General features: G+C 46.1%; 6 protein-coding genes and 4 pseudogenes. All 10 read right to left on the bottom strand.

Annotated features, from left to right (window positions below):
- Window positions 1-5: 5 nt before the first annotated feature.
- Window positions 6-880: pseudogene (locus tag BLO31_RS00435) on the bottom strand (glucosamine kinase nucleotide-binding domain-containing protein).
- A 5-nt stretch (window positions 881-885) separates the two neighbouring features.
- Window positions 886-2,603, bottom strand: a pseudogene (locus BLO31_RS00440) (glycoside hydrolase family 9 protein).
- 112 nt (window positions 2,604-2,715) lie between these two features.
- A complete protein-coding gene (locus BLO31_RS00445; protein WP_070962322.1) occupies window positions 2,716-3,711 on the bottom strand; it encodes an ABC transporter ATP-binding protein in 996 nt (331 codons plus the stop codon).
- A gap of 71 nt (window positions 3,712-3,782) precedes the next feature.
- Window positions 3,783-4,766 (bottom strand): ABC transporter ATP-binding protein, encoded by a 984-nt coding sequence (locus BLO31_RS00450; protein ID WP_070962323.1) that lies wholly within the window; start codon window positions 4,764-4,766, stop codon window positions 3,783-3,785.
- A 1-nt stretch (window position 4,767) separates the two neighbouring features.
- Entirely contained in the window at window positions 4,768-5,793 is a 1,026-nt protein-coding gene (locus tag BLO31_RS00455) for an ABC transporter permease (protein ID WP_070962324.1), read from the bottom strand.
- A gap of 2 nt (window positions 5,794-5,795) precedes the next feature.
- A complete protein-coding gene (locus BLO31_RS00460) occupies window positions 5,796-6,782 on the bottom strand; it encodes an ABC transporter permease (RefSeq protein ID WP_070962325.1) in 987 nt (328 codons plus the stop codon).
- A gap of 175 nt (window positions 6,783-6,957) precedes the next feature.
- Window positions 6,958-8,640 (bottom strand): ABC transporter substrate-binding protein, encoded by a 1,683-nt coding sequence (locus BLO31_RS00465; RefSeq protein ID WP_070962326.1) that lies wholly within the window; start codon window positions 8,638-8,640, stop codon window positions 6,958-6,960.
- Between the two features lie 662 nt (window positions 8,641-9,302).
- On the bottom strand, window positions 9,303-12,686 hold the full coding sequence (locus tag BLO31_RS00470; RefSeq protein ID WP_070962327.1) for a response regulator: 3,384 nt from the start codon (window positions 12,684-12,686) through the stop codon (window positions 9,303-9,305).
- A gap of 214 nt (window positions 12,687-12,900) precedes the next feature.
- Window positions 12,901-13,922, bottom strand: a pseudogene (gene rsmC / locus BLO31_RS00475) (16S rRNA (guanine(1207)-N(2))-methyltransferase RsmC).
- A gap of 106 nt (window positions 13,923-14,028) precedes the next feature.
- Window positions 14,029-15,119: pseudogene (locus BLO31_RS00480) on the bottom strand (AI-2E family transporter).
- Window positions 15,120-15,174: the final 55 nt, after the last annotated feature.

The following is a 15,174-nucleotide window of genomic DNA, read 5'->3' on the forward strand; positions in this document are numbered from 1 at the left end:
TCTCCTTAATACAAATTGTGCTCGGGTTTGCCAGCAAACATCAGCGCGCCTTCAATAGCGTCAAACTGAGGTTCAACAACCCAAGATTGAACAGGTGGCGATAACCAAGCTTTACTGCGCTCGGCAATACTCCCCATAAGACAGATTCGGTTAGCCCCTTTGCGATTTAGCGCTACCAAGAACATCTCGATGTCTGCGGCGGTTTGCTTAAGCATAGAGATCGCCAAGCTGTCGCCTTGCGCCGCGTGTTCAAAGATAGCTGGTGAGAACTGACCGTAATCGCGCGGAAGCGCAGATTTGGACCACTCTACAACTTGGTCCACGTCCTGATCAAAGTGAGCCATAACGTGCTGAGCAAGTGGGGTGTTTTCTACGATGCCATCTTGGGCCAGCAAAACTTGCTGAATAAGGCGAAGCCCCATAACAGCGCCACCGCCTTGATCCGAAATAGGGAACTCTCGACCACCGACAACGTGTTGCTCGCCATTGCTTAAATAGATGCCAACCGATCCAGTACCTGCAATCATAATTGCACCGTCGTCACCATTGTGAGCGCCGATACATGCGCCGTAGCGTCGGTGTTTAGCGTAATAGAAGCGAATGGATGTGGCTGTGCCATAAAAGCTTGCCATGCAGACTTTTGCTCTGCACCGGCTAAAGCTAAGCCTAGGTGCATTTGAGAAAAGTGGCTCTCATCCAAGCCGCCTTGTTTTGCTGCTTGTGTAATGGCGTCTAGGATTGACGTCATGGCAACTTCGATACCCAAAAGAATGTTTGCGCTGCCGCTTTTGGCTTCGCCAATCAAAGTGCCATCTTCAGTTCTAATACGAGCACGGCAAGATGTGCCGCCTCCGTCAATGCCTACGTAATAAAGGGTCATAATGCTCAAGCCTCCTGCTGAGGGGTAAAGTGGCGATGTTGATATGCAACCGCCAATAAGAACCATGCACCATGAGGGATCCATTGCTCACCCCAACGCCAGTTTTGAAGCATGTCGTCCTTTTGACCCGGAGGGTTAAATGCGATGTCTTCTTCGTCTTCAAATCCGGCGGTAATTCCGTTACAGATACCGCCTTTAGCGTTGTAAAAACCCAGTTGAGGAAGGTAGTCAGGGTTGTTGTGGCCATGGCCGTCAAGCATGCACATATTGTATGGTTAACCAACACCCAGTTAATACTGTCTTGAGCGAACCTTGTCAATGATTCAATGCAACCGGTTGCGTTAATGTGTGGTTGAGCAGCGTAGGCCATACAAGCTAATGAGCCAAGACGGGCATTTTCCCCTTGCCACCAGTAGCCTGTTTCATTTTGATGGGCAACGAAAAAGGCATCTCGTTTTTCACCGTCAACGGGCTTGACGTACTGACGAGGATAACCGAATGGATTCGCTACCTTTGAAGATATAGAGAGTTCGAATTCACATGCCTTATTGATAACGGCTTGCGCGGATTCACGAGCTTTTTGATCCGTTTCCACTGCTAGGTACTCACATAGAGCAATCACTGGCAGTCCTGCTTCAGCGGCATGGAAATATGGTCGGCTACCATCGTCGGTGGCAGACCAGAAGTTTTCGATGTGATTATCACTAAGCTGTCTTTGGCTTAGTCTTTGCGCCCATAATCTGGCTTCAACAAGGTATTTTTCATCTTGTGTTGTACGCTGCAGTTCCACTGCAGCAAGTAGGGCGCAATACTCGTCGATAATGTTCTCTTCACCATTATTGACGTAGTGGTTATTCATCTCTTTTAGATGCCAGTATCCAGATTCAGCCGCGTTTAGATACTCTTGCGCTGAATATTCACCTGATACGGTTTGACGCGCCGCTGCAGCTAAAGCAGCGATCGATACGCCACCGCCTTGACGAAATGCGGCTTGGAAGTCTTCAGACTTGTGACCATCTTGAGTGGCATAAGCGCAGATTTCGCGCTGAGCGATATCTTTTGACCACTTATCAAAAACAGTCATGTAGAAAAAGCCCGCTTCGTCTTGCATACGAACAAGGAAGTCGGCACCAAATAGGGCCTCTTCGAGTAAGCGAACTCCGGTAAATTTGGCGAAAGCCTCTTGACCCTCTAATAGCTCATTCGCTTTTAGCATGTTCCAGACCACCATTGGGGTCTGCTGCGGGTTCAAGTAGTTGGCATAAGATAGGTGGCTTAAGTATTTACTTACATCGCCTGACGCGTCGTACCAGCCACCACGCACGTCGACGGTTCTGTTTTGACCTAATAGGGGAACCTCGCTGTCTTGCTTATCAAAAATGCCGCCACAGCGTTGAGATTTGAAGTAATGCAATAGGTCTGAGAAAGTCTCATCGAGTAAAAGCCCGTGCTCGATTGAAAATACTTCTGAGCGCAGGTTATCGAATTTTAGATAGAACTGACCTTGCTGTTCAAAGTCAGAAAAATCGATTTGATAGAAAAAGCCTTGATGCCAGCTTGCTACTTTATTGCCTTTTTGAACGGTAAGAGTGGCAACAGTCTGATGACTTTCAGCTGAAACCAGTAGAGCATTGTAGTCCGACAAGCGAGGTTTACTCGTCATAAGAATGGCTTGTTTAGGACCTTGATGTTCGTAACCGACGTGGTTTGTAAGTAGCAGCATGTAATACTCCGAGCTAATTATTAGTAACTGTTTTGGACTTTATATTTTTTTGTTTAGCGAGTGCCGTCCTTTGCAAAAAGAGCCAAGAGCGTAACTCTTGGCTCTAATTTTGTTAGTCTTCGTACAAGTAACAACGAACGAAGTGGTTTTCTGACAACTGAGTGACACCTGGTAGGCGTTCACGACACTTGTCAGTAGCCTGCTGACAGCGTCCTGCAAATGGACAGCCGGCTGATTCAGGCGTCCAAAGAGGAATTTCACCTTTGTTGCCTTTCAGTTTTTCGTGAATTGACTTACTTGGATCTGGTACCGCAGATACGAGCAACTGAGTATATGGGTGCTGAGGACGGTGGATGATCTCTTCCGTATCACCCCATTCCACCATGTGACCGACATACATAACCGCTAGGTCTTCAGCGATGTAACGCGCTGTTGCGATATCGTGTGTGATGTAAAGCAGAGACATTTGCTTCTCAAACTTCATCTCTTCCATCAAGTTAAGAACGCCCGCACGAATGGATACGTCCAGCATTGAAGTTGGTTCGTCTGCCAGTACGACTTCTGCACCTACGGCGATGTTACGAGCCAAGTTAACGCGTTGACGTTGACCACCAGAAAGCTGGTGAGGGTACTTTTGAGCCGTTTCTTTTGGCGGGATAAGGCCAACTTGCTCTAAAAGATCGTATACGCGCTCTTCCAGTTCCTTTTTATTGCCTGGTTTGATCTTCTTGTGAATAAGAAGAGGACGGGCAATGTGGTGGAAGATGTTGTGCGTCGGGTTTAGTGAACCAAACGGGTCTTGCCACACCATTTGAACGCCTTCGCGGTAGTTCATTAGGTCTGCACGCGATTCGATGTCTTGAACATCACGACCTTTGTACTCAATAGTGCCGGATGTTGGTGCGTACATTTTTGCAATCATTTTAGCCGTGGTCGATTTACCAGAACCGGACTCACCTACTACGGAGAGGCCGCGGCTTTTGTACATCTTAAATGACACGTCGTTGATAGCACGCATCATTGGTTGAGAGAGGGCATTACTGTTGATCGGGAAGTCCTTAACTAGGTTTTTCCCTTCAATCAGTAGTTCGCCGTAATCTTTGCTCATTGTTGTCTCCAGAAATTTTTTATAGCTTTGCTCTATTTATGCTTTGGCGCTTAGTTTTGTTTTATTTTGCGTTAAAGCTTGCTCTGGACAATCGGCTCACCGTAAAGGTGGCAGTTGGAGAATCGTCCGTGCTCAATCTGGCGAAGTTGTGTTGGTACTTTTGTACATGCTTCGTGTACGCGGTCACAACGCGCCTGAAATCGACAACCGTCTGGGACTTCCAGAAGGTTTAGCGGGTTACCAGGAATACCAGTCAACTTGGTTTTAGGGCCAGTTAGCGGAGGGAAAGAACTACCTAAACCGTGTGTGTAAGGGTGGTATGGACTTTCCAGAATTTCTTTTGATGGAGCCACTTCAATAAGCTCACCGGAATACATGATGCCGATGCGATCTGAGAACTCTACCATCAGAGATAAATCGTGTGTGATGAACAGGATAGAGAAACCAAACTCTTCCTTCAGTGCGTAAATCTTTTGTAGGATTTCGCGCTGAACGACCACATCTAGTGCAGTAGTGGGTTCATCCATAATGATCATTTTAGGGTTTAGCGCTAGAGCGATAGCGATAACCAGACGCTGACGCATACCACCAGAGAACTGGTGTGGGTAATCAGTCAGACGGCTAGGGTGGATATCAACAATCTCTAACAGACCCTCAGCGCGCTTGCGAGCTTGTTCACGAGTCATGTTAGTGTGACGCATAATTACGTCACAAAACTGTTCTTCCATCGTAAGCACTGGGTTGAGTGCGTTCATCGCACTCTGGAATACCATGGACATTTCACTCCAGCGGAACGCTTGCATGCGGTCGTCGCTGTATTTGAGGATATCTTCACCGTTGAAGATAACCTCACCACCGGTAATAAACGCAGGCGGCTTGTGAAGGCGCATTAGAGAGAAAGCAACGGTGGATTTACCACAGCCGGACTCACCAGCTAGACCGAATACTTCACCCGGTGCAATGTCAAAGCTGACATTGTTGCAGGCGCGCACGTCGCCTGCTTCAGTAATGTAATCTACGCAAAGGTTGCGGATAGAAATCAATGGTTCAGTCATGTTACTTGTCTCCGCTCCAAAGTGCATTTTGTGGTGCTTGATCTGGTGTACGTTCTTTCTTGTCTTGCTCAGCAAGTTTCTTCCAGCGCTTCATTCCCTTGTGAGAACGCAGCTGTGGGTTGGCAATTTCATCTACTGCAAAGTTCAGTAGAGAAAGACCTGTTACAAGAAGAACGAGTGCGATACAAGGAGCCAGTAGTTCCCACCAAGCGCCAATTAGCATTGATGAAGACGTGTTCACGTTGTAAAGCATGATGCCCCAGCTGATGGTGTTCGGGTCGCCTAGACCTAGGAACGAGATAGTGGATTCCATCATTACCGCGTACATTACCGAACCGATGAAGCTCGCACCGACTATTGGGATAAGGTTAGGTAGAATTTCAACGAAGATGATTCTCCATGAAGATTCGCCCAATACTTCAGCCGCTTTCACAAACTCTTTTTCGCGTAGGGCCATAGTTTGAGAGCGGATAACCCGCGCTCCCCACGCCCAGGCGGTAAAGCCGATTATCAGTGCAATGGTTACTGGACCTGCCTCCCCGATAAATGCCGCGAGTACGAATAGTAGCGGGAACTGTGGGATAACAAGCATGATGTTCATTGCTGCGGTTAGGATGTCATCTACACGACCACCAAAGTAACCCGCAGAGATACCAATAACCGTTGCTAGGAAACATACAGTGATACCTGCACCGAAGCCTACGGATAGAGATACGCGTGCACCGTGTGTAAATTGAGACCAAACATCACGGCCCATACGTGTCGTACCCATTACGTGATCGGCCTTTTTAGACATAATCAGAGTACGGCGGTCGTCGGCTAGGTTTTTAGCAATCCAACCATCTGGGTTCGCTTTTGCTGCTTTAACAACATAAGACGGGTATTCATGTGGGTTACCAGTACGCTTGTCTGGAGCGTGCTTAGACAACATTGGTGCAGCAAGAGCCATAAAGATGAATGCGGCGATAATGATGCTACCAATAAGAGCAATTCGGTTACCGATTACGAGCTTAATAAAACCTTTCATGATTATTTACCTCCCTTGCGTAGGCGAGGATCCAGTACTACATACAGCATGTCAGCCAGTAGGTTAAAGAACAGCATAAATAGGGTCATAATCAAAAGTTGACCTTGTAGAACTTGGTAGTCACGCGCAGTGATTGCGTTAAATAGAACCTGACCAAGACCTGGGTAGTTAAAGATGATTTCGATAATTAGCTGACCACCGATTGCCATACCAAGAGCCATAGACAGGGCAGTGACACTTGGAAGTAGAGCGTTACGTGCTGCGTAGTTGAATACTACTCGGTTTTCACTAAGGCCTTTGCCTTTCGCCATAGTGATATAGTCTTCAGCTAGAAGGTTAATCATGTTGTTACGCATGTTAACTAGGAAGCCACCAATCTGAACAATCGAGGCACAGAATAGGGGTAGGACAGCGTGGTAAGATACGTCTTTGATAAACTCCCAGCTGGTCCAATCTGGCACGGTACCTGGTGTATAAGCGTAGCCACTTGGGAACCACTTAAGGCCGATAGCAAAGGTGTACATGGCGATCATGGCAATTACTACCTGAGGTACTGCTTGAACAATCAGCATACCAGGAGTAACGAACGCGTCGTATTTACTACCGCGTCTCCAAGCAGCGAAGATACCTAGAATAGAGCCTAGAGCGAACGATAGGATAACCGCTGTACCAGCAAGGAACAGAGACCAACCAAATGCACTACCTAGTACTTTAGTCACTGGAAGCGGGAAGAACTGAATAGAGGTTCCAAGCTCCCAAGTTAGAATATTCTTCATGTAGGTAAAGTACTGAACGTAAAGTGGACCATCGACGAAGCCTAGAAGCTGCTTCATTGCGGCGATACGCTCAGGTGTTACCTGGACTGTCACGTTGGCAAACATCATGGTGACCGGATCACCTGGCATTGCCCGTGGTATAATAAAGTTTAATGTCGCAGCCACTAACAAAGCGACTAAATAGAACGACAAACGTCTTAAGAAATAACCCATAACTCACACCTTACTCACCCAGATTTTCCCTGTTTCTGGTTTCAGGTCGCTACTCGCGAAAACATCAAATTTGAAACGTACAATCCCCTGACGACTAGCGCCACAGTGTCAAAGATACTGATTGGGGGTTTAACAGTGGCGCACGGGATGTGCGCCACAAAGGTAGAACTACTACTTATTTAACTGGTTTTAGGTCCAGTACGTGAAGTAGACGCTCTGGGTAGCCAGACCAAATGTTTGGACGGCCTTTTGGATTTTCTTCGTTCCACCAACCAGTGAAGCGTTTCGTATTGTATTGGTACATATCAGCACCAGACATTACAGGAACAGTTACTTGGTTAGATGCAATGATCTTCTGGATACCGTGAGCGATTTCTAGCTGCTCTTCTTTGTCAGCGGTTTTGTAGAAGCTGTTAAGAAGTTTGTCTAGCTCTTCGTTCTTGAAGAAGTGCATTGCGAAACGAGGCATACCTTCACCAGATTGAAGCGCAGAGTTGTAAGCGCTGTTCCAGTAAGTGTATGGATCCGCACCGTGGAAGTAGTTAGTGTAAGCAACGTCGTAGTTAGCTTCTAGCATCGCTTGGTTGTACACAGAGAAATCTGGAGTACGCGCACGTGCTTTAATGCCAACTTCACCTAGTTGCTCAACAGCTAGCTGAACGGTGTTGTTGAAGTCAGTCCAACCGTTTGGAGACTGAATTAGTAGTTCGAAAGACTTGCCTGATGGAGTGTCAACGAAACCGTCGCCATCAACATCTTTAAAGCCAGCTTTCGCTAGAAGTGCTTTAGAACCTTCTACATCGTAAGTGTTAAAGCCTTTGTATTTGTCGTGAGTTGCTTCATCAGACCAAGCTTCAAATGCGTAACCTAGACCTGAACCGAAGTCGTTCACTACACCGCCGCCGTAGAATGCGATATCGATGATAGTTTGACGGTCAAGCGCCATAGAGAATGCACGACGGAAGTCAACGTTTGTTAGTGCTTCTGCTTTAACAGGATCAGAGTGCTTGAAGTTCATTACGAACGAAGCAGTACCTGCTGGAGCGTACCAGTATTTGTGCGTTGGGCTAGCCGCTGCGTAAGTACGGTCGATATCTGGGATGAACGAAGAAGTCCAATCCATTTCACCGCTGATTACTTTACTTAGGAACTGGTCGTTGTTCGCGATTTGAGGAACGCGTAGACAGTCAACGTCTAGGTTGTCGTTATCCCAGTAGTGAGGGTTACGACACTGAACGTATAGTTGTGGAGTAAATGTATCGATTACAGTGAAAGGACCAGAACCTACAGGATTTTCGTTAGTGTAAGTTGTTGGATCTTCGATGTTCTTCCAAACGTGCTCAGGAACTACAGGAACCTGTACGATTTGGTAAGGCGCGTTAGAGTTAGCCGATACTAGGTTAAATTTAACTTGGTAATCGTTTAGTTTCTCTACGCTAGTAACCCAGTTGTTGATACCGTTTTGGTCAAGCTCTGGTTTCTCTTTAACTAGGTTGAAAGAGAACACAACGTCGTCTGCAGTGTAAGCTTCGCCATCAGACCATGTAACACCTTTACGAATGTCAAATACAACACTCTTAAGGTCGTCTGCCATGGTGAAGTTTTCTGCGATACGGAATACAGGCGTGTTACCGTGCATTTCGTTAAATACAACTAGTGGCTCATATAGGAAGTCAATAGTTGTGTGCATGTAAGTAGCACCTAGGTAAGGGTTAAAGTTACGAACAAGAGTCGTAAACTCCCTAGGGTGTACTGTTAGCTCACTACGTTCTGCGGCGGTCGCTACTGACGCGAAACCCGTAGTTGCTGTAGCAATAATTGCTGTTGCTAGAACTGTTTTTTTAATATTGGCAAGCATAGCTGTTCCTTACTATTTGCTTTCATTTCACTAATGGATGAATGTCATCAATTGATTAACACTCACTAAGGCCTACCTCAATTTTTGTGTTTTCCAAACCGGAGGATTTCGAAAACTTGAGTGGCCTGTAGGCCTTAGGCATGGGTAAGAAAACACCCTTACGCGCTTTTAAGCAATTCCCTTTCCCGTTAAAAACGTTAAAAACCAATAAAACGACGTCAATAACGTTAAAAAACGTCATTTTGAGCAAAAAGTGGACAGTTACGTTAATTTGATATGAGTCGCAAAAGGTGATTTGATAATAATTTAATGTAAGTACTTACTAATCTCTGCTTTCTTGTTTTATTGGGTGTGTGATGTTTGGGTTTTGAATTGAGATCTCTATCACCTGGTGGTTTTCTCGTTAATTTATCTGCAAAAAATAAATCTGCCGTTCTGTTGTGATTGGGTTCGCAATATGGATTTTTTTTGGTAAAAATGGAGCTAAAAAGTTCATTTGTAAGTGAAATGCTTACGTTTATAAGGCGAGAAAAAACGGATTTATAGAGTTATTTTTTTTCGAATAACAACTGTTTTACTGGGGATTTATTTACGGAGAGAATCAGTGGTGAACAGGCAAAAAAATAGCCCGCTAAAGCGAGCTATTTCGTGGGTAAATGCTCTTAACTGGTGAGCAAGTGCTGAAGTTTGTCTCGCAAACTCTCAATGTGTGTGCGCTGTGGACTTTGCTCTTGGCAGTGCTCTAAGATGTACTCTAATGAACTCAGAACAGTACGCCAGCGAGGTGTTTTGGGTAGGGTTTCAACTCTTAGGTATTTATCTAAGGTTCGCGTTTGCAAAGTACTTCTGTCTAAATAGACGCGCCACAGGCCACTTTGCTCGGCAAAAGCAAATTTTGTCTGGCCAGTTACGCTTTCCCAGTAGTCTATCGCGCTGGTCATTGCATCAACAAGCACCTCTCTCATGACATCCTGTTTGGAGCGATTGTCTCCGGCGACTTTATCGGCAAGTCGAGTAAACTCACCTCCGAGCTCTTTTAACTGTTGCAATTTGTCTTTATCGCCTTCAAACGCATAGCTTGATAGGGCTTCGATAGCGGTTTCAAGGTTGTTGATACGCACGGCATTGACACCGCCGCCTACGTTAAAAATAAACATGTACTGCAGCCCTGAACCTTCTGGCAATCGAAGAATATCAGCGGAGATGTGTTGGCGAACATCTTCGACGTAGATATCGACGTTTCCGCAGTAATGCTCTTGTTCGACGTTTAGGAATTTAGGAGCAATTAACTCGTCACTACTGGATCGCTTGAGCTGCTCGGTGCTACGTCTAAACAGTTTGGCAGCTGCGTCGTTAGCAAAGCGGACTCGATAGTCATCTCGGACACAAATAATCGCTTCTGGCGCTGATTCTAATTGTTCTAACAGGCGACCTTGTGTTTCTAGCAAGCTGGCTTCCACCACCGCGCGCTGTTTAAGCTCAATCTGCAGCTGTTGGTTCTCCAACCTTCGTTGCTCTGCTTTACTTGCTGTTAGGTGCGCAGTAATTCGAGCAGCGAGCTCGTGCTTGTTAAATGGCTTAGACAGGTAGTCATTGGCGCCCGCTTCAAACCCTCTTATTCTGTCGTCAGACTGATTGAGTGCCGTCAGCATAATGATGGGCAGTTGCGCGTGGTCATAGCTTTCGCGAAGCTGCTCGCAGACTTGATAGCCGCTTAGTCCCGGCATCATGATGTCGAGTAAAAGAAGCTGCGGCTTTTCCGTCTTGACCATGTCTAAAGCTTCATAGCCATCTTTGGCGGTGCGTACGCGATAACCTTCCAGTCTCAAGAAACTATCGAGAACACGTAGGTTAACGGGTTCGTCATCAACCACTAGAAGGAGTGGTCCTTCGGGGTTTTCTGGTAGGCTATTCGCTTCTTCTAGCTGGATTTCTGTGCCTTCTGGGGCAGAGAAGTGACTGCTTTCATGTAAGCCTGCTTCCCTAATTTGCTCATCGCTCGCCAGTGGTAAGGTAAAGCTAAAGGTGGTGCCCACCATCGGTTGACTGCTTACGTAGAGGGTTCCGTGCATAAGTTCAACCAGTTGTCGGCTAATGGACAACCCAAGTCCCGCCCCTTGGCGGTATCGACTGGCATCATTGCCCGCTTGCGTCAACGGTTCAAAAATGTGTTCCAGTTGATCTGCTGGTATCCCTTGACCAGTATCGACGACTTGAACACGGATGTTGTTATCGACCACATTAGCCGAAATGACAATTTTTCCTTCGCTCGTATACTTAATGGCATTGCCGACTAGGTTATACATAACTTGCTCTAGTCGTTGAGGGTCGGCACTGACCCACAAGGCATCTGCCGGCACCTGATTAATGATGCGGATGGGTTTGTTGCCTAGTAGGTGCGACGAGAGCTCCAGAACCAATCGCGTAGCACTAGACAAGTCGACGGCACTGGTTTGAATATCTAGATTGCCGTAGCGCATCTTGTGGTAGTCGAGTAGGTCGTCCACCAGAGTCGCAAGGCGCTGGCCACTACTAATAATGATATCTAATTGGTACTTGTGATCGGAAGTGATTGGCCCATTGGCACCAGAGATCAAGGCTTCCGCAATACCGACCATGCCGTGTAACGGGGTGCGCAGCTCATGAGATGTTGTCGCTAAGAATTCATCCTTTAGCTTGTTGGCTAATTGAAGTTCATCGTTTTGCTTCTGGATAAGTTTAAGATTGTTTTCCAGCTCTTCGTTTTGCTGGCGGATGGTTTTAATTTTGTCGCGTATAGAGCGCTGCATCCGCTCAAAGCTAATAGCCAAACGGCCAATTTCGTCACGTCGCTCTGTATTGGTAATAGAAGCGTCCATATCTCCCGCTGAGACTTTCTCCGCTGCCCATGTCAACCGAAGTAGAGGAGAGGTGATAAAGTTGGAGAGGTAATGAGAGGCTATCACAACCAGCACAATGGCGATCAGCATGGCAAATACAAATAGGGTTTCCAATTGGTGAACCCGCGCAAAGGCCTCTTTTTCTGGGACTTCAACCACTAATGCCCAATTGATGTTGTTGTACTTGATGGGACTATAGGCGGCGATTATTTTGTCACCGACTGAATTGGTGTAGTTGCCAAACGCCATTGACCCACCAAGAGCTTTGTCGATGACCTCTTTACTCTTGTCGATCTCTTCTTGCTCGAATGCTAGCGTTCTACTGGTGTAATCGTCACCGACAAGCAATGTCTTCATTGAAGACTTGCCCGTATCAGCGATTAACTTTGTAATACCGTTGATTGGCAAACGGAAGAGGGCGTAGCTGTGTAAATAGCCTTGTTGGATGATAGGTGCGCCCAACCAAGCGACAGGTCTACCTTTTGACGTATCAAAATCTGATATAACAACCGGGGTAAATTCTTCGTTGTTTTTCCGTTTTTCAGTGACTAACGTTTGAAGCTTTTGAAATGTTTGCCCGAGGTTGGAGTCCTTGTGTTTGCCTGTCAGCAAGTTAGTGCCGAAGTTATCGTGCTTAAATATGGAATAGGCGACATTGCCGAATCGATCAATGAGCAAAATGTCATCAAAATCTGATCGCTTGAGTAGCTCCATATAACCGCGATGGTAGCGTTTGTGAAGCAGTCGATAGCGCTCGATCCCTATATAAGCTTTGGATTCTGGTAAAACGGAGGTTTTTATCTGGTCTCCAGAACCTTCTACATATCGCTTCTGAGCGTACTCTCTCGCTTCGTCCATCGACAAGCCCAAGTGCTGAAAAGCATTGACTAGCCCATAAAAACGTCCACCACTTGCATAGGCAAGTTCAGAACGTACAAAGCCCATTACTTCAGACTCTTTTGCCGTAAAGTAATCCACGATTTGCTGTTGGCGACTATCTCGAACAGAAATGAGGTAAGAGGTACTTTGTTCTTGCAAGTCTTTGCTGTGCGATTGCAGGAAAAACAACGCAATAACGGTAAGCGGAGTAATACTCAGCGCAAGGAACGCGAGCATCAGTGTATTTTGCAGTCGCTTAAAGCGCTGCTTTCGGTGAAAATTGAACATACTTAGGTTAGGTTATCCGTATGAATGCAGGCTCTCTGACCCTGTTATTCAGGGTACTGTGGCCGATTGAATCTGCAACTGTCCTAGTATGCCAATTTACGGAGTTTTTTCACTTTGACAAGCAAGTCTAAAGCAAAGCGTGTGAGTGGACTCAAAAAAATCTAGTAGATTAGTACTATTGCCCAGTAAGCGAGTACTTACTGGGCTTAAAAGTCTATTTTTTAGCGTGGTATATGGCGAACTTGTTGGTCTTGCTTAATGTATTGCTCTGGCCAAAAGCGCATTCGATGATGGGTGGGTATTTGAGAAAACTGTTGGCTACGATAATGAGTTCACCGGTAGCAGTGAGGTGTCTTGGCGCTTGCTCCAAAAGCGTTTCAGTCGCAGAGTAGCTGGTGTCTAAACCAGCGTGAAATGGCGGGTTGCTGATGATGAACTGATAATCATCCGAAGTATCTGAATAGACGTCACTGGCAAACACGGTTCCGTCAAGATTATTTGCGGCGAGGGTAGCTTTGGTCGACGCGACCGCCAGCGCGCTTATGTCACATAAGTTCAGCTCAATTTCTGGATTCAGTTTCGCCATAACTGCGCCCAAGACTCCGGCGCCACATCCGAAATCTAATACCTTGCCACGTAAAGGGGGAAGGGTGTCGAGAAGCAGTTTGCTTCCCAGATCAAATTCGCCATGCTGAACACGCCGGGAAGACTTTGAATAGTGAGGGTCTGATCGCGATAGTTGACTTGATACTGTTTGAACCAAGAAGAAATCTGAAAGGGATCGGGTTGCTCGCTGCACTGTCCCCAATAGAAAGAACAGCGCCTAGCTGAATCGAACTTAGTAATACGCCCGTAGGGAGCAAACATTTTCTCGATGCTTTTAACGCCAGAACGATTCTCGCCAACCACCACGATCTCGGTATTTACACCGAGCTTGTCCATTAGCATAGCCAATAGGTATTGCGCCTCTGCCTTAGCTTTTGGCCAGTAGAGTAACAACATGTCGGCGTTGGTTTGTTCCGTTAGTTGCTCACCAAAATAACAGGTTAATTGGCTATTGGACTTAATAGAACGGTAGTAACCGTAATTGGTGGTAAACACACTGACAGATTCACAGTGCTTAGCTAACTCAACTGGAAACGTGTCTTCAGCTTCACCAGCAACCAGTACGTGTTTACCTGAAAAGTATTCAAGCTGGCGCTGAGCGATTTGACTCGGGGCAATATAAGCGGACATATTCAGACTATATGGACAAAAGAAGAGGGGATTTTCTCATAATCCCCTCTTATGTTGAAGCGGCACAATGTCTATTGAGCCTTTCACTTTGACTTGGCTTTGCTAACTAGCTGTTATCTTGTTGATCGAGAAAGTTTTGAAACTCTTCTTCGTAGATATTAAATAGGACTATGGTTATCGCAAATACCAATGGACCGTAGATCAAACCAATAAGCCCGAACAAATGAAGACCACCAAGGAGCGAGAAAAAGATCATCAAGGTGTTCATTCCCGCATTGCCCTTTCCTTGCATTAGTAAAGGGCGCAACAGATTATCAATTGAGCCAACTACTGCGACACTCCAAACCGTAAGGAAAATAGCCCATGTGGTGTCGCCAGTAATAAACAGGTAAGCCGCCGCTGGAATCCATATCAGTGCGGTGCCGACAACTGGAATAAATGAAGCAAAACCCATCATGTTCCCCAGAACAGACCCGGGAAACCCGCAAGCCACATACCAATACCACCAGCCAAGCCTTGTGCAATCGCTGTTAGGAAGGAACCCATCACCGCGGATTTTGATACTTGTTCTACTTCATCGAGCAGCTTGTCTTCCTGACTGCGAGACAGGGGCAGAATATGACGAATAGCTGTAATAATTTTGTCGTGATCTCTCAATAGGAAAAAGAGCACGAATAACATCAGGAAGAAGTCCATCAAGAAGTTTGTGGCATCACCTAAGATTTTGGCACTGATACCCACTAAGTTTGTACCAAACGTAGTGGCAAACTCTCCGACTTTTTGCGCGATGTCTTGCGGGTTGATTTCATCAAATGGCAAGTAGGTATTCACTAGGGCCAAGCCCTTCAACACGATTGGATGCTCAAAGATGGTTTGAATACCGCCATGGGTAACCCAGTAATAGACATTTTGAGAAAACAGCGAACCCTGTTGCACAATCGCGGCAAACACAAATAGCAGTGGAATAACGATGATAAAGGTCAGTATCACACACGAGAGAAAAGCGACCGTATTCTTGTGTTTTGGCAGTTTATTTTCGAGCCATTCGTGAATGGGAAACATCAACAACGAAATAATAAAGGCCATTACAATAGAGTTGATATAAGGCTGAACTAATAAAAAGCAGGCAAAGCCTGCGGCCAAGAGGGCTATGATTAAAACCCAGTGGCTGGAGTTGATCTTTAGTTTCTGCGACACAATGCGTTCCTTAATCAGAGTGAGTCTGCGGTGAGACTTGTGACTGGCTATATAA

This window comes from Vibrio sonorensis, assembly GCF_001854765.1.
In the GTDB taxonomy this organism is placed as follows: domain Bacteria; phylum Pseudomonadota; class Gammaproteobacteria; order Enterobacterales; family Vibrionaceae; genus Vibrio; species Vibrio sonorensis.